This window comes from Anoxybacillus pushchinoensis (genome assembly GCF_900111795.1).
Taxonomy (GTDB): Bacteria; Bacillota; Bacilli; order Bacillales; family Anoxybacillaceae; genus Anoxybacillus; species Anoxybacillus pushchinoensis.
In genome coordinates, this window is sequence record NZ_FOJQ01000049.1 from 1 (window position 1) to 15891 (window position 15891).

Here is a 15891-nt window from a genome sequence, read left to right on the forward strand (position 1 = left end):
TATCTTGCAAGACAAAAATTCTTCTTTGGTTTTCAAACAGGGGACATGGTTAAGGCTGTTGTCCCAAGAGGGAAATATCAAGGCGTTTGGTTTGGCGAAGTCGCATGTAGAAAGACTGGAAGTTTCGATATTAAAGGCAAGGACGGAAAGCGTATCGCACAAGGAATAAATTATAGATATGTCCAAGTCATTCAGCGATTTGACGGATATGCTTATGGAAAGGGGGTGGCGGAACTTGCGTAAGGTGCAATTCCTCCCCGTGCCTAAAGGCAGGGGCTTCCTTGCGTAAGTTTCGTGAGGAATAGCGACATGCGTATTTTAGGGTTAGATGTTGGAACGAAAACGCTCGGCGTTGCCGTAAGCGATGAGTTAGGATGGACAGCCCAAGGCCTCGAGACGATCCGCATTGATGAAGAAAGCGGACAGTATGGTTTTGACCGTTTGCGGCAGCTCATTGAGCAATATGCGGTCGAAGAAATCGTCATCGGTTTTCCGAAAAACATGAACGGTACGATCGGACCGCGTGGTGAGGCGACAAAGCGTTTTGCTGAACAAGTGAAACAGACGTTTTCACTTCCTGTCGTCTTATGGGATGAAAGATTATCCACGATGGCGGCAGAACGAATGTTAATCGCTGCGGACGTTAGTCGAAAAAAACGTAAAAAAGTGATCGACAAAATGGCTGCGGTGATGATTTTACAGTCGTATTTAGACAATAAACAATTGAGGTGAACATGATGGAACACGGTGAAAAACACATTACAGTCGTCGATGAAGACGGCAACGAGCAACTTTGCGAAGTATTATTTACATTTGAATCTGAAGAGTTTGGAAAATCTTACGTGTTGTACTATCCAATTGGTGCAGAAGAAGATGACAACGAAGAAATTGAAATTCACGCATCTTCTTTTATCCCAGGAGAAGATGGGCAGGCAGGAGAACTGCAGCCGATCGAAACAGACGAAGAATGGGATATGATTGAAGAAATGTTAAACACGTTCCTCGGCGAGGAAGAAGACGAAGAAGAGATGGAAGGATAAGGAGCTGACTGCGCGTCAGCTTCTTTTTTTATTTATGTCGTGTCGGTGTTTGTAGTATAATGTGAAAAGTGAGGGGAGGATGACGCATGTTACAAGAACATGAAGCAAAAACGGTGCGAAAAATTGTCTTATATATTATTGCGCCCCTTTTATTCCTTATGATTGTTGCTTGCATTGGCTTGTTTGTATATATTCGTTCCGCATTGCAGCCTGTGGATCCGAATGATCGAACGCCGATTCAAGTAGACATTCCGATCGGCTCATCCATATATACGATTGCCAACATATTAGAAAAAAACGGCATAGTGAAAGATGCAACGATTTTTCGCTACTACGTAAAATTTAAAAACCATACCGATTTTCAAGCTGGCCGTTATACGCTCACAAAAGCGATGACGTTGGGAGAAATTGCTGAACAACTAAAAACCGGAAAAGTTGTTAAAGAAGCGAAGTTGAAAATAACGATTCCAGAAGGAAAGCAGCTGACGCAAATTGCGACGATTATTTCGCAAAAAACAGGCTATTCCTCGCAAGACGTGATGGCGAAATTAACAAATCGTACGTACATTGAAGAATTGATGAAAAAATATCCTACCGTTTTAACGGCTGATATGTTGAACAAAGATATTCGTTATGCGTTGGAAGGATATTTATTTCCCGCAACGTATTCGTTTACAGAAGAAAAGCCAAAGCTTGAAGAAATAATCGAAACGATGATTGCTAAAACGGAAGAAGTGTTAGCGAAATACAGAGAAGATATGGAAGCGCGCGGCATGACTGTTCATCAGCTATTGACGATGGCATCTTTAATTGAAGAAGAGGCGACCGAAAAGGCGGATCGTGAAAAAATCGCCAGCGTCTTTTACAATCGTCTTGAAATAGGAATGCCGCTTCAAACGGACCCGACTGTTTTATATGCGCTCGGACAGCATAAATCGCGTGTATACTATAAAGACTTAGAAGTAAACTCGCCTTACAATACGTATATGCATAAAGGACTTCCGCCAGGACCGATTGCAAACGCAGGCGAAACATCGATTCAAGCGGCTCTTCATCCTGCTGAAACAGACTACTTTTACTTTTTAGCCACGCCGGCAGGGGAGGTTATTTTCACAAAAACGCTTGACGAACATAATCGAGAAAAGGCAAAATATATCGGAAAGCAATAAAACGTTCGCATTTTGTTTTGAATTATGGTAGTATATATAAAGTTATGGATCGTGATGAAACAAGAGTTCAACTCGTTTGAACTCTTGTTTTTACGAGGAGGACGGTTCGTTGGTAAATAAGGAAATTGCTCAATATATTGAATCATTGCTTCCAAAAAAAGATGAAGCGATCGTGGCTATGGAACGATATGCGCGCGACCACGGAGTTCCGATTATGGATGCATTGAGCATCGAAACGATGTTGCACATACTAAAACTTATTCAACCGGCGCGCATATTAGAAATCGGCACAGCTATTGGCTACTCAGCTATTCGGATGGCAAAAGCGCTGCCGAATGCAAACATTGTCACGATCGAGCGAGATGAAGCGCGCTATAATCAAGCGCTTGCCTACACGGAGCGAACAAATACGAAAGGGCAAATTACGTTGTTATTTGGCGATGCGCTCGCTATGAGCGATGAAATGAAAACATATGCCCCGTTTGATGTATTGTTTATTGATGCGGCAAAAGGACAATATCGCCGCTTTTTTGAGTTGTACGAGCCATTTTTAACAGAACGCGGCATCATTATAACGGATAACGTCTTGTTTAAAGGGCTTGTCGCTTTAGACGAACGAGTGGAACAAAAACGTATTCGCCAACTCATTAAAAAAATTCAAGCATATAACGAATGGCTTATGGCGCATCCGCGTTATGAGACGGTCATCATTCCGATCGGTGACGGAATGGCGATATCAAGAAAACGAGGTGAATGAAATGAAAAAACCAGAATTGCTTGTCACACCAACGAGTGTCGCTCATATGGAACAGCTCGCTCAAGCGGGAGCAAACGCTGTCGTTATTGGTGAACAACGGTACGGCTTGCGTTTAGCAGGGGAGTTTTCCCGACAACATATCGTCGATGCGATGCACGTGGCACGAAAGCACGGTGTACGCGTATATGTCGCGATGAACGCCTTGTTTCATAACGATAAAGTGGACGAATTAAGCGACTATGTCCGCTTTTTAGCGGAACAACAAGTCGATGCGATCATATTTGGCGATCCAGCCGTGCTAATGACAGTACGTGAAGTCGCACCGCATATGAAGCTTCATTGGAATACAGAAACGACAGCGACAAACTGGTATGCGTGCAACTATTGGGGACGAAAAGGGGCAAAACGCGCCGTTCTTGCGCGCGAGTTAAATATGGAAGAAATCATTGAAATTAAAAAGCATGCCGAAGTGGAAATTGAAGTGCAAGTGCACGGCATGACGTGCATGTTCCAATCGAAACGTTCTCTCATCGGCAACTATTTCGAATATCAAGGAAAGTTTATGGAAGTACAACAAATGAAATATACGAAAGGGCTCTTTTTATATGATAAAGAGCGCGATAATCGCTATCCGATTTTTGAAGATGAAAACGGCACGCATATTATGAGTCCGAACGATATTTGTATTATTGATGAATTAGAAGAGATGATTGATGCGGGTATCGATAGTTTTAAAATTGACGGCGTTCTTCATGAGCCAGAGTATATTACCGAAGTAACGAAACGATATCGCCGTGCCATTGATTTATGCGTAGAACATCGCGAACAATACGAAGAAGAAAAAGCAAAGTTATTTGCAGAAATTGAAGCGATTCAACCACAACACCGCCCGTTAGACACCGGCTTTTTCTTCAAAGAAACGGTATATTAAACGAAAAGGAGGGAGACGTGTGAGCATCTCACAAATCATTGATGGAAAGCGCGTCATTGTGAAAAAGCCAGAGCTGCTCGCCCCAGCCGGCAACTTAGAAAAGCTAAAAGTGGCCGTTCATTACGGAGCGGACGCTGTTTTTATCGGTGGACAAGAATACGGTCTTCGTTCAAATGCCGACAACTTTACGCTTGAAGAAATGGCGGAAGGTGTGCAATTTGCAAGCAAATACGGCGCGAAAATTTATGTGACGACAAACATTTACGCACATAACGAAAACATTCCAGGGCTAGAAGAGTACTTGCGTGGGTTAGAGCGCGTCGGCGTGCACGGTATTATTGTCGCTGATCCGCTCATTATTGAAACTGCGCGCCGCGTTGCACCAAAGTTAGAGGTGCATTTAAGTACGCAACAGTCGCTCACGAACTGGAAAGCGGTGCAATTTTGGAAAGAAGAAGGGCTTGAACGGGTCGTTTTAGCTCGTGAAACAAGCGCGGAAGAAATTCGTCAAATAAAAGAAAAAGTCGACATTGAAATCGAAACGTTTATTCACGGCGCGATGTGTATTGCGTATTCCGGACGTTGCGTACTAAGCAACCATATGACTGCGCGCGATTCGAACCGCGGCGGCTGTTGTCAATCGTGCCGCTGGGATTACGATTTGTACAAGCTCGAAGGAGACCGTGCCATCGCATTATTTGATGAAAACGACGATCCGTTTGCAATGAGCCCGAAAGACTTAAACTTAATTCAATCCATTCCGAAAATGATTGAGCTTGGCATTGATAGTTTAAAAATCGAAGGGCGGATGAAGTCGATTCATTACGTCGCAACGGTTGTAAGCGTGTATCGTAAAGTGATTGATGCATATTGTGCTGATCCTGATAATTTCGTCATTCGTAAAGAGTGGTTAGATGAGCTCGATAAATGCGCGAACCGTGACACAGCGCCAGCCTTTTTTGAAGGTGTTCCTGGTTACAAAGAGCAAATGTTTGGCGTTCATAGTAAAAAGACGACGTACGATTTCGTCGGACTCGTGCTTGACTATGATAAAGAAACACGTATTGTCACATTGCAACAACGCAACTTCTTTAAACCGGGCGATGAAGTCGAGTTTTTCGGGCCTGAGATTGAGAACTTTACACAAGTTATTGAAACGATTTGGGATGAGGAAGGAAATGAGCTTGATGCTGCTCGCCACCCGCTCCAAATTGTTCGCTTTAAAGTCGATCGCGAAGTTTTCCCATACAACATGATGAGAAAGGGGCACTAACATGAGGAAGAAACCGGTTGTCATCGGGGTCGCTGGAGGCTCCGGTTCGGGGAAAACGACCGTTACGAAAGCCATTTACGAACATTTTCAAGGACATTCCATTTTAATGCTCGAACAAGACTATTATTATAAAGATCAAAGCCACTTGCCGTTTGAAGAGCGCTTAAAAACGAATTACGACCATCCGCTCGCTTTTGATAACGATTTACTCATCGAGCATATTAACAAGCTTTTAAATTACGAGCCGGTTGATAAGCCTGTATACGACTATACGCTTCATACGCGTTCAAACGACGTTATTCGCGTCGAACCGAAAGATGTCATCATTTTAGAAGGTATTCTTGTATTAGAAGACGAACGATTACGCAACTTAATGGATATTAAAGTGTACGTCGATACCGATGCTGACATTCGTATCATTCGCCGCTTATTGCGCGACATTAAAGAACGCGGTCGTACGCTTGAGTCGGTCATTGAACAATATGTAAACGTCGTGCGCCCGATGCACAATCAATTTATTGAACCGACGAAACGATATGCTGATATTATTATTCCAGAAGGTGGACATAACCATGTCGCTATCGATTTAATGGTTACAAAAATTCAAACGATTCTTGAACAAAAGTCTATTTTGTAATACCATAGCATAGATAATATGTAAACTTTTTGTCTTTTGTACGAACAGGTCGTTCGTACATTTTCCATACATAAATAAAAAGGAGTGGTTTACATGTCAATGGAAAAAGAATACCCGATGACGAAAGCGGGGAAGGAGAAGCTCGAACAAGAACTTGAATATTTAAAAACGGTAAAGCGTAAAGAAGTGGTTGAACGCATTCAAATTGCGCGCAGCTTTGGCGATTTATCGGAAAACTCGGAGTACGATGCGGCAAAAGATGAACAAGCATTCGTGGAATCCCGCATTCAAATGCTTGAAAATATGATTCGCAATGCGAAAATTATTGAAGAAGATTTAGAAACGACAGATACCGTATCGCTTGGAAGAACGGTAACGTTTATTGAGCTTCCAGATGGGGAAGAAGAATCGTATACGATCGTCGGTAGCGCGGAAGCTGATCCATTTGAAGGAAAAATTTCGAACGACTCTCCGATCGCCAAATCATTGATCGGTCGCCGCGTCGGTGAAGAAGTGACCGTTCATACACCGGGTGGCGATATGGTTGTGAAAATCATTGCTGTAAAATAGGTTTTAAAAGACAACACCTCGTCGACAATGAAGACGAGGTGTTTTTTATGGTAAAAAAACGAATGATCATCATATTAACGATCGTTGAGCTATGTATATTCGCATTCATAGGACGGCTCGTTCAACTACAACTCATTAGTACCGAATCATTTCAAGGTGTAAATTTAATTGAAGCGAGCGTCACCCAACGTACGCAACAACTTGTCATTGACGATGGACGAGGATTATTTGTCGATCGTCACGGAGAGCCGCTGACGTATGCATACGTGCCAACGCTCGTTTTATTTCCTTTTTTAAAAAAAATCGATTGGCCAATCGATGACATCGCAACGATCATTTCGTTGCCGAAAGAAGCGATCAAGCGACAGCTAGAGGAAGCGAAAGGCCCAATCATTTTACATGACGGTCAACAACCTGTTCAACTTCAGCCATGGCAAATGGAACGGATAAATGAGATGCGCATTCCGGGCGTTATCGCTGTGCATAAGCAAATTGAACTGAAAGAAAAATATGCTCAACATTTGATCGGGCTGCTCGGTCAAAACGAACGGTTGCTAAAAAAACGATACGGAGAGCGAAAGTTATCGCCAAATACGAAAATTGGCGTATCTGGCTTGCAAAGCTCATTTGATGAATTTTTAATTCCAGACGGAGAAACAAAGCTATTGTATCATGTCGATGCGCGTGGTGAACCGCTTTTTGGTATGGATGTGAAATATACAGAACAAGCGAACCTGTTTTATCCGCTTACGGTGCAGACGACAATCGACCGTTCTTTTCAGCAGCGCGTCGAACAAATCGTTTCGCAATATCAGATGGAAAAAGGTGCTGTCGTCTTGCTTGATATTGAAACGAATGATCTTGTCGCGCTCGTTAGCGCCCCGGCGATTGACGAGCGAGATCCGTATGCAAACGACGCCGCTCAAAATCAAGCGTTGCTTCCTCACGTGCCAGGCTCTGTTTTTAAAGTTGTCGTTGCCGCTGCGGCGCTTGAACATGGGCTTGTCCAAGGACAGCAGTTTAACTGCAATCGAAAAATTAACGGCGAACCGGAAGAAAAAAAGAGAGGAATGCGCACGTTTGAAGATAGTTTTGCAATTAGCTGTAACAACACGTTTGCCGAGTTAGGAAAGCAGCTAATCGCCATAGATGGAAAGATGTTTGATGTATATGCACAAAAACTCGGTTTGCTTCCGCGCGTCGGCTGGGAAGGGGATGTGTATCATTTTTCATCATTTCGCCCGCTTCGTGAAGAGAAACAAGGAAAGATTTGGACAGATGAACGGGATAAAAAAATTCCTCTTGCCGTTGCCCAAACGTCCATTGGGCAAAAAGATGTGCGCCTCTCACCGCTTGCGGTGGCGAATATGATGGCGACGATTGCGCGCGGTGGCGAGGCGAAACAAGTGCGTGCGGTTGAAAAAATGATGTATAAAAATGGAACAACGTTTTTTACATTTGCTGAGCAGCGACTGACAACGGATTCGTTACGGAAAGAGACGGTTGAACAATTACAACAACTTTTGCGACTTGTCGTCACGCACCGAGAAGGCACCGGGCGTTCGTTTCAATCATTGCCTTACGAAGTAGCTGGAAAGTCGGGAACGGCACAAACGGGGAAAGAAGGGATCGTGAATAGATGGTTTGCAGGTTATTTTCCGGCTGATCGTCCAAAATACGCGCTCGTTGTGGTACAATTAGAAACAACGTCATCTGCCTCAGCCACAAACGCTATTTTTGCCGATATCGTTCGGGCAACATACGAGTTAGAACAGAAAGGAAGGAAAGAAGAGTGAGCAGTCGTTTTGCGAAACGTTCAAAGCAAAGAAAAGTGAACCGCATCTTAAATACGTTCATTACGATTGTGTTTGCGCTCATTTTATTTTTCGGCTGGAAATGGCTGTTTGCCAACGACCGTTCAGTAAAGGAAACGAACGCCTCTCCGCAACCGGTTGAAGTCGAAACGAGCGAACAAGAAACGAACGAACAGCAACAACCATCTGAACAACAAACAGAACAAGAAGAAAATAAGGAACAAGTCGAAGAAACGGTTGTTGATGATCCAAACTCAAACGTGATTCGTGAGATCGTCAATCCGACATGGCAGCCGATCGGCACGACCCAATCCGAGCCACATGTGACACAATACGATAAAAACTCGGTCGATTGGAAAGAGATGCTCGATGCTATTAGTTATGCGACAGGCATTTCTTCGTCCGATCTTATCGTCTGGTTTATCGGAAATGGGGGAAGCCCGAATCATGCGGTTGCCACCGTCTCGAAAAAAGATAAAACGGAACATTATAAAGTATTTATCGAATGGGTAACGAATGAAGGCTGGAAGCCGACGAAAGTGCAACAACTAAAAGAAATAGAGCGTCGTCCGTAACGCTCTATTTTTTTGCTTTAAAATGCACCATCGCACTATAAAGACGTTGCCCGTTTTCGAGCAGTTGCATTTGATAGGAAACATGATGTACTTCAAGCATAATCGCTTTGTTATGTTCAATTTGGTCGTTAATTTTTTTCTCTAACGTCGCTAAGTCTGTCGCTTCGAAAAATTCTACTTTATCTTGAATGAGATCAAACGTAATCATCGTTCTCCTCCTCTCTACACGTAGTTTAACACATTTCCATTGAACATCTAAAAAAAATGTGATAGATTGAGAACAGCAGTACATTTAATTCATACTATACTTATAGGAATTATAGATTTTAAATGGAGTGTGACATCATGGGACGTGAGTTTTTAGACATCTTTGAAACGTGGGCACAGTCGTACGATTCGTCAGTATACGGGCACGATGAGCAATATCGTGACGTATTTGACGGATATGAGACGATTTTAAATACAGTCGTTGAAAAAAGCGGCAACGTCGTGTTAGAGTTCGGCGTTGGCACAGGAAATTTAACGAAAAAATTGATTGAAGCGAACAAGACGGTATATGGCATTGAGCCGTCTGCACCGATGCGTGAGCTCGCCAAAGAAAAACTCGGTCATGTGTCAATTGAAGACGGAGACTTTTTACAGTTTCCTTTGCCAAATGAACCGATCGATACGATTGTAAGCACATATGCATTTCACCATTTAACAGATCAAGAAAAAGAAGAAGCGATCGGCAAATATAGCGCACTTCTTCGTAAAGGTGGTAAAATAGTGTTTGCTGATACAGCGTTTATTGACCATGAGGCGTATGAGGCGATGATTGCAGAAGCGAAACAAAAAGGATTCGTCGCTTTAGCGGAAGACTTACAGCGCGAATATTATACGACGATTCCAGCCCTTGACCGCATGTTTACTACACACGGTTTTACGGTCACATTTACGCCGATGAATCGCTTCGTTTGGTTGATGGAGGCTGTCAAACAATAAGTGAAAGAGGTTGAAACGATGAACATAGCGATCATTGGAGCGATGGAAGAAGAAGTAGCCATTTTACGAGAAAAAATAGCGAACCGAACAGAAACAACGGTAGCAAATTGCTCATTTTATAGCGGTACATTAGACGGAGCGAACGTCGTTTTATTAAAATCAGGTATCGGTAAAGTGAATGCAGCGATGTCAACAACGATTTTGTTAGAGCGGTTTGCGCCAGATGTTGTCATTAACACAGGTTCAGCTGGCGGTTTTGCGCCGTCGCTAAACGTTGGCGATATCGTCATTTCAACCGAAGTTGTTCATCATGATGTAGATGTGACGGCATTCGGCTATGCGTACGGACAAGTGCCGGGCATGCCGGCGCGCTATGCGGCAGATGAGCGGTTAGTGCAAGCAGCTGAAACGAGCGCTGCGCATATTCGCGACATTCAAGTAGCGAAAGGGCTCATTGCAACAGGCGATTCCTTTATGCACGATCCAGCGCGCGTTGACTTTGTACGCACGCAGTTTCCTGATTTATATGCTGTGGAAATGGAAGCGGCTGCGATTGCGCAAGTATGTTATCAGTTTGGTGTACCGTTCGTCGTCATTCGCGCTTTATCGGACATCGCTGGCAAACAGTCGAACGTGTCGTTTGAGCAATTTTTACAAAAAGCAGCCCTTCATTCCTCTGAGCTTGTTCAATTAATGGTGAACGAGTTAAACAAATAGGAGAGTTTTCCTCTCCTTCTTTTTATCTTTCGGGAGGTTACATCATGAAAGTAGCGAAAAACGTGCATGAATTAATCGGGCATACGCCGGTCGTTGAAATTACGCAATTTCCGCTGCCAAAAGGGGTACGCATATTTGCGAAATTGGAATATTTTAACCCGGGCGGAAGCGTCAAAGATCGTCTCGGCCAAGAATTGTTAAACGATGCGCTAGCGACAGGCAAGTTAAAAGAAGGCGGAACGATTATTGAACCGACAGCAGGAAATACAGGCATTGGACTGGCGCTTGCGGCGATCGGAAAAAACATTCGCGTCATTTTTTGCGTCCCCGAAAAGTTCAGCATCGAAAAACAACAACTGATGCGCGCGCTTGGCGCAACAGTAATCAACACCCCAACGAGTGAAGGGATGGAAGGAGCGATCCGAAAAGCGAAAGAGTTGGCGGCTGAAATTCCAAACTCCTACTGCCCACAGCAGTTCGCTAATCCAGCGAACCCGCGCACGTATTATAAAACGCTCGGTCCAGAAATTTGGGAGCAACTGGACGGACATATTGACGTATTTGTCGCCGGTGCAGGAACAGGCGGTACATTTATGGGAACGGCGCAATTTTTAAAAGAAAAAAATGCGCAAATTAAAACGGTCATCGTTGAACCAGAAGGATCCATTTTAAACGGCGGAAAACCAGGCCCGCATCGCACCGAAGGGATCGGCATGGAATTTTTACCGTCATATATGGATACAAGCTACTTTGATGCGATTCATACGATTTTAGATGATGATGCGTTTCGTCGTGTTAAAGAGCTTGCGCAAAAAGAAGGATTGCTTGTCGGTAGCTCGTCTGGTGCGGCGTTTCATGCGGCTTTACTCGAAGCAGAACAGGCGAAAGAAGGAACGAACATTGTCGTTGTTTTTCCAGATAGTAGCGAACGGTATTTAAGTAAAAACATTTACGAAGGCGGGATGTAACGTGAGAAGAAAAACGAAATTGATTCATGGTGGCATTGCTGGAGATGTGCATACAGGGGCTGTTTCTGTTCCAATTTATCAAGTGAGCACGTATAAACAGGAAGCGGTCGGTGTGCATAAAGGATACGAATATTCACGTACCGGCAATCCAACACGGCATGCACTAGAGGAGCTTATTAAAGATGTGGAAGAAGGATATGCTGGCTTTGCGTTTAGTTCTGGGATGGCAGCTATTACAGCGGTTATGATGTTGTTCAACAGCGGCGATCACGTCATTTTAACTGACGATGTATACGGTGGCACATACCGCGTCATGACGAAAGTGTTGAACCGTCTTGGCATTGAATCGACATTTGTCGATACGAGCGATTTAGCGAATATTGAAGCGCATATTCAACCAAATACGAAAGCGATTTATATTGAAACGCCAACGAATCCGCTATTGAAAATTACCGATATACAAGGGGCATCCGCACTTGCCAAACGTCACGGTTTACTAATGATCGTTGATAATACGTTTAGCACGCCGTATTGGCAAACGCCAATAGCTCTCGGCGCTGACATCGTTATTCATAGCGCAACAAAATATTTAGGCGGCCATAGCGACGTCGTTGCTGGACTTGTCGTCGTCAACTCCGAACAGCTAGCGACCGATCTACACTTCATCCAAAACTCGACAGGTGGCATTCTCGGTCCGCAAGATTCATGGTTATTAATGCGTGGCATCAAGACGCTTGGCATTCGCATGGAAGAACATGAGGAAAATACACGCAAAATTGTTGAATTTTTAACGAATCATCCAGCTGTTACACGCGTGTATTATCCTGGGCTTCCGTCACACCCAAATCATGACGTAGCGAAAAAACAAATGCGCGGCTTTGGCGGCATGGTGTCATTTGACGTTGGCAGCGCCGAAAAAGTGGAACAAGTGTTGACGCGCGTCCGCTACTTTACGCTAGCGGAAAGTTTAGGAGCGGTCGAAAGTTTAATTTCCCTCCCTGCAAAAATGACGCACGCCTCTATCCCGAAAGAGCGTCGTGCTGAACTCGGCATTACGGACGGACTTATTCGCATTTCTGTTGGCTTAGAAGATGCGGATGATTTAATTGAAGATTTAGCACAAGCTTTGGCATAAATTACATCGCCCCCTTTCTCCGCTCCTATGATACATTGAAAAGAGGAAAGGGGGCGATCGGTTTGGACGAACAAAAGCAACATTGGTTAGGAAAAGCACGCGACTATAAAGCATATAGTCTCGTTTTATTTGCGCTTAGTGCGTTTTTATATATCGGAACATTGATTCCAAGCGCCATCGACGAAGCAAAACGACCGCTTGTGCTTGGAGCGGTGTTTATTCTCATGCTTGCCTCTATTTTTTTCTCCCACCGCTCAAATGTATACGTAAGAAAAATAGAAGAAGAAGCGTAAACCCCATTTTCGAACGAACTAAAAACGTGTAAAATAAAAGAAAATGGGCAAAGGGGGAATGCATGATGATGTGGATGATTACAGGCTTAGTCATTACAGCTGTCATCGGTTTTGTTATTATCGCGGAAGTGAACGCCGAAGCATAAAACAGTCTCTAAACAGGAGACTGTTTTTAATAAAATTTATTTGTGATAAACTTCACAACCTTCGTCGACCTCCAATCTTGCAAAAACCCCGGGGGATCGACGACAGTTTATTTTTTGAGAATTTTTTAGATGTATCAACGCATATAGCGATTGACTGAATTTTCGGATGGATATATAATAGAGTTGTATAGCTTTTCCATATGTTGATTTATCAACACTTTTTCGGGGTTTGTATCGTACCTATGAGGAATTGAAACATTATTAACAATGATATTATTACGCCACATTTTTTAAAAGTTTGTATCGTACCTATGAGGAATTGAAATATCAATAAAAAAATGTTAGCCAAAAAACATTTTGATGTTTTTATCGTACCTATAAGGATTAAAAAAGCTGTTCCGAAGTGTTGTTCGGAACAGCTTTTTTGTTGTCTATACGTTCCAGAGACCTTTCTTTTGTTGGCGTGCTTTTCGTTCAGCCTCAAGAAAGCGTTGTTGATATTTGACATTTGGTTGAATCGTCATCACACGTGCGTATCCGTCTTTGACGAGCGTTTCGTTATAAAGCTCTTTTCCAACCCAAACGTACGCTAGGAATCGACCGTATTTATCTTTTACCCCGACATCAAATTCGAGTGTGACAGTTTTGTTAGTTAATCGTTTTTTCGTATAATTAGACGCTTCTTTCCCATATTTCTCGACTGGTTTTTGAGGATGGACGGTTTCTGGTGTATTAACCCCAATGAAACGAACTCGTGATGTTGCACCGTTGGAGAAGCGTACATCGATCGTGTCGCCATCTACTACACGAATGACCTTTACGATATGTTTTGAATTTATACGAATAGCAGGAACACCCGCGGCTTTACTTTTTTGGCGAATAATGTTGCCGTTTTTATCATGATAATGATACTCTCCAGTTTTTAGCCCCCATTTTTCACAATTTGTTCGACAAGTATGCCCACCGTTTGCGTCTGTTTTTCCGGGATGGGCGTATGCAGAAGAAGTAAAGAGAATAGTGAAAGCGATGAGAAAAGAAAATACGGCTCTAAACAAAATAAACTTCCTCCTTTGTCCTCTATATTTTTTGCTCCCTTTCCTATTATTTTTATATTTAAACACACTAGTGTTGCATAAATATTGTCGTAATTTTCAGTTTTATTATTTTTCCTGTTTAGAGCCAAAAAGGTGAATACCCAATTAAAGGTGACCCCATCCATTTGGAAATTTATTGACAATTAGACCTGTGCGACGACGACAATTTACTTATTAAGGGATGGCTTTTCCTTCAATTTTTCGAAGCCAGATATGTGCTGGTTTCCACAATGCAGCCCTTAAATAACGGCTAATTTGTAAGGTTTTTCGCGTACTATTTGTTTCAATTTGTGCCAGAACATGTAGGCAAAAAACAATAAGTGCGATAAATACTTGATTTTGAATCGCCCATTCACTTTGACCATAGAATTTTTTGATGCTGAGATGTTGTTTGATCCATTTAAAAAACAGTTCAATAGCCCATCGTGATTTGTACATCTCGGAAATTTCTTCGGCGCTTAAATCAAAACGATTTGTGATTAAATGGAGTTCATTTCCTTTTGAATCCATCACTTTTAGAAGGCGAAAGTAATTTTCAGCACGGTTTTGAGTTGTTCCAATCAATACCATTTGATCTGACAAAACACTCGTATCTTCGGGTAGTTTAAAATCATAAACTTCCCGTATAACAGCGTTTTTCCGTAGTCTGGAAAGAAAGAAGTAGCCGTCATCCGTCATACGATCAAAGCGCTCATAGTCTAGGTAGCCACGGTCAAACACATACATGCATTCCTTGTCATCCACCATGATTTCAAGCTGTCCACGGTCATGTTCTCTTGCCGTTGTCATCAAAGCTTTTTCAGGATAGGATATCCCCTTTTCCATAAACACAAGGCGCAAATGTAGCTTTACACCCGCCTTTGTTTTGCGAAACTTCGCCCATTTATGGTTGGTCAAATTAAGTGGCAATGTGCTTGAATCAATGATTTTTAAAGGCATGACCCGTTTTGCGTGTTGTGTTTTGGCATGAATTTTTGCGACTAAATCAAGAAAAAGCTTTTGAAATAGATCTGGGTTTATACCATTTAATCGCCGTGACAACTGTGAAATACTGATAGAATTAAGGCCGACCCCTTTTTGAAGCTGGTCATCAAAAAGGCAATCGCTTAGCGCATGGAGACTTTCGATTTCTTCCAATTGCGCAAAAAGCAGTAATTTTAGAAATGACTCTGTCGTTAATTTTTTCGTATAGTAATCTAATTTCATCGTTTTCACCTGTTCTTCAAATAATTGAAGATTTATTGGCGAAAACCATTGTCCAAATGAAGTTTTTCGTGTGATCTTGTCCATGAGTTTGGTCCTTTTTAGTGGATTTGGACGGGTTACCACCTGACTTATCCATTATAAAGGACTTTTTCTTTTCACAAAATAAAATAAGTGAAGATTGTGAGTCTTTTTAATATTAAAATTAAATTAATACAACACTAGTGATTTAAACATTATGTCAAGAAAACGTAGAAATGTGTTTGAGTCAAGACTTTGTGGGAGATTTTTTTCTCGACCGATTTTTTTGGTTATATATGGTTTTATAAAATCGTTATATGTAAGCGCTTTTACTTACTCTCATCCTGTAGGTATGTGCGTTTTCTCTCGTTTTAAAAACCTTTCAATGCTTGCAATGCCTCGTAAATCGGTGTCCCTGAAGATTGGCGAAGGTATGGGATGTTATCTCGTACCACTTCTGTCATTTGCGTTTGCACGCGCTTCAGTGCCTTTTTCACGATCGTTTCTCGTTTCGTTTCTTCTCGTTCTTCCACGCCATACATCACTCCATCGCGTGTCCGAATG

Annotated in this window: 18 protein-coding genes and 2 pseudogenes; 16 read left to right on the forward strand and 4 right to left on the reverse strand. The window is 42.6% G+C overall.

Annotation, left to right across the window (positions count from 1 at the left end; genetic code table 11):
• The 11 genes and pseudogenes from BM213_RS11610 to BM213_RS11660 all read left to right on the forward strand — a co-directional run.
• Positions 1–243: pseudogene (locus BM213_RS11610) on the forward strand (RNA-guided endonuclease IscB); the annotation flags it as partial.
• A 66-nt stretch (positions 244–309) separates the two neighbouring features.
• Positions 310–732, forward strand: coding sequence for a Holliday junction resolvase RuvX (gene ruvX / locus BM213_RS11615; protein WP_091704315.1), 423 nt, complete (start codon positions 310–312; stop codon positions 730–732).
• A 5-nt stretch (positions 733–737) separates the two neighbouring features.
• Positions 738–1040 (forward strand): DUF1292 domain-containing protein, encoded by a 303-nt coding sequence (locus BM213_RS11620; protein ID WP_091704318.1) that lies wholly within the window; start codon positions 738–740, stop codon positions 1038–1040.
• 86 nt (positions 1041–1126) lie between these two features.
• Positions 1127–2209: an endolytic transglycosylase MltG gene (mltG, locus tag BM213_RS11625; RefSeq protein ID WP_091704321.1), complete on the forward strand. Its 1083-nt coding sequence runs from the start codon at positions 1127–1129 to the stop codon at positions 2207–2209.
• Between the two features lie 109 nt (positions 2210–2318).
• Positions 2319–2966 carry an O-methyltransferase gene (locus BM213_RS11630; protein WP_091704323.1) on the forward strand — a complete coding sequence of 216 codons (648 nt, stop codon included), beginning with the start codon at positions 2319–2321 and terminating at the stop codon, positions 2964–2966.
• A gap of 1 nt (position 2967) precedes the next feature.
• Entirely contained in the window at positions 2968–3897 is a 930-nt protein-coding gene (locus BM213_RS11635; protein WP_091704326.1) for a peptidase U32 family protein, read from the forward strand.
• A 19-nt stretch (positions 3898–3916) separates the two neighbouring features.
• Positions 3917–5170 (forward strand): peptidase U32 family protein, encoded by a 1254-nt coding sequence (locus BM213_RS11640; protein WP_091704328.1) that lies wholly within the window; start codon positions 3917–3919, stop codon positions 5168–5170.
• A gap of 1 nt (position 5171) precedes the next feature.
• Entirely contained in the window at positions 5172–5807 is a 636-nt protein-coding gene (gene udk / locus BM213_RS11645; protein WP_091704331.1) for a uridine kinase, read from the forward strand.
• A gap of 93 nt (positions 5808–5900) precedes the next feature.
• Positions 5901–6377: a transcription elongation factor GreA gene (gene greA, locus BM213_RS11650; RefSeq protein ID WP_003396167.1), complete on the forward strand. Its 477-nt coding sequence runs from the start codon at positions 5901–5903 to the stop codon at positions 6375–6377.
• 47 nt (positions 6378–6424) lie between these two features.
• Complete coding sequence (locus tag BM213_RS11655; protein ID WP_091704345.1) at positions 6425–8173, forward strand: peptidoglycan D,D-transpeptidase FtsI family protein; 1749 nt, start codon at positions 6425–6427, stop codon at positions 8171–8173.
• Positions 8170–8766, forward strand: coding sequence for a YrrS family protein (locus BM213_RS11660; protein WP_091704348.1), 597 nt, complete (start codon positions 8170–8172; stop codon positions 8764–8766). The genes BM213_RS11655 and BM213_RS11660 overlap by 4 nt, the downstream gene beginning before the upstream one ends.
• A 4-nt stretch (positions 8767–8770) precedes the next feature.
• On the opposite strand, the gene BM213_RS11665 is transcribed toward BM213_RS11660, so the two are convergent.
• On the reverse strand, positions 8771–8974 hold the full coding sequence (locus BM213_RS11665; protein WP_035018511.1) for a DUF2536 family protein: 204 nt from the start codon (positions 8972–8974) through the stop codon (positions 8771–8773).
• A 137-nt stretch (positions 8975–9111) separates the two neighbouring features.
• Here BM213_RS11665 and BM213_RS11670 point away from each other — a divergent pair, with 137 nt between their 5' ends.
• The 5 genes from BM213_RS11670 to BM213_RS11690 all read left to right on the forward strand — a co-directional run bounded on the left by BM213_RS11670 (position 9112) and on the right by BM213_RS11690 (position 12863).
• Positions 9112–9750 carry a class I SAM-dependent methyltransferase gene (locus BM213_RS11670; protein WP_091704350.1) on the forward strand — a complete coding sequence of 213 codons (639 nt, stop codon included), beginning with the start codon at positions 9112–9114 and terminating at the stop codon, positions 9748–9750.
• An 18-nt stretch (positions 9751–9768) separates the two neighbouring features.
• The gene (mtnN, locus tag BM213_RS11675) at positions 9769–10467 is read left to right on the forward strand and encodes a 5'-methylthioadenosine/S-adenosylhomocysteine nucleosidase (protein ID WP_003396158.1); all 699 of its coding nucleotides are present in this window, start codon (positions 9769–9771) and stop codon (positions 10465–10467) included.
• A gap of 44 nt (positions 10468–10511) precedes the next feature.
• A complete protein-coding gene (locus BM213_RS11680) occupies positions 10512–11435 on the forward strand; it encodes a PLP-dependent cysteine synthase family protein (RefSeq protein WP_091704353.1) in 924 nt (307 codons plus the stop codon).
• 1 nt (position 11436) lies between these two features.
• A complete protein-coding gene (locus BM213_RS11685) occupies positions 11437–12570 on the forward strand; it encodes a bifunctional cystathionine gamma-lyase/homocysteine desulfhydrase (RefSeq protein WP_091704354.1) in 1134 nt (377 codons plus the stop codon).
• 62 nt (positions 12571–12632) lie between these two features.
• Positions 12633–12863, forward strand: coding sequence for a YrhC family protein (locus BM213_RS11690; RefSeq protein WP_244149271.1), 231 nt, complete (start codon positions 12633–12635; stop codon positions 12861–12863).
• A gap of 577 nt (positions 12864–13440) precedes the next feature.
• Here the strand turns inward: BM213_RS11690 and BM213_RS11695 are convergent.
• From BM213_RS11695 to BM213_RS11705, 3 genes and pseudogenes are all read right to left on the reverse strand, one after another.
• On the reverse strand, positions 13441–14064 hold the full coding sequence (locus BM213_RS11695; RefSeq protein ID WP_091704360.1) for a thermonuclease family protein: 624 nt from the start codon (positions 14062–14064) through the stop codon (positions 13441–13443).
• 213 nt (positions 14065–14277) lie between these two features.
• Positions 14278–15393: an IS4 family transposase gene (locus BM213_RS11700; protein WP_091704362.1), complete on the reverse strand. Its 1116-nt coding sequence runs from the start codon at positions 15391–15393 to the stop codon at positions 14278–14280.
• Between the two features lie 305 nt (positions 15394–15698).
• Positions 15699–15891, reverse strand: a pseudogene (locus BM213_RS11705) (UPF0236 family protein); the annotation flags it as partial.

Bases quoted from the DNA above. Each gene is read 5' to 3' on its own strand.
- ruvX (WP_091704315.1), top strand. From the start codon at position 310: ATGCGTATTTTAGGGTTAGATGTTGGAACGAAAACGCTCGGCGTTGCC.
- BM213_RS11620 (WP_091704318.1), top strand. From the start codon at position 738: ATGGAACACGGTGAAAAACACATTACAGTCGTCGATGAAGACGGCAAC.
- mltG (WP_091704321.1), top strand. From the start codon at position 1,127: ATGTTACAAGAACATGAAGCAAAAACGGTGCGAAAAATTGTCTTATAT.
- BM213_RS11635 (WP_091704326.1), top strand. From the start codon at position 2,968: ATGAAAAAACCAGAATTGCTTGTCACACCAACGAGTGTCGCTCATATG.
- udk (WP_091704331.1), top strand. From the start codon at position 5,172: ATGAGGAAGAAACCGGTTGTCATCGGGGTCGCTGGAGGCTCCGGTTCG.
- greA (WP_003396167.1), top strand. From the start codon at position 5,901: ATGTCAATGGAAAAAGAATACCCGATGACGAAAGCGGGGAAGGAGAAG.
- BM213_RS11655 (WP_091704345.1), top strand. From the start codon at position 6,425: ATGGTAAAAAAACGAATGATCATCATATTAACGATCGTTGAGCTATGT.
- BM213_RS11665 (WP_035018511.1), bottom strand. From the start codon at position 8,974: ATGATTACGTTTGATCTCATTCAAGATAAAGTAGAATTTTTCGAAGCG.
- BM213_RS11670 (WP_091704350.1), top strand. From the start codon at position 9,112: ATGGGACGTGAGTTTTTAGACATCTTTGAAACGTGGGCACAGTCGTAC.
- mtnN (WP_003396158.1), top strand. From the start codon at position 9,769: ATGAACATAGCGATCATTGGAGCGATGGAAGAAGAAGTAGCCATTTTA.
- BM213_RS11680 (WP_091704353.1), top strand. From the start codon at position 10,512: ATGAAAGTAGCGAAAAACGTGCATGAATTAATCGGGCATACGCCGGTC.
- BM213_RS11700 (WP_091704362.1), bottom strand. From the start codon at position 15,393: ATGGACAAGATCACACGAAAAACTTCATTTGGACAATGGTTTTCGCCA.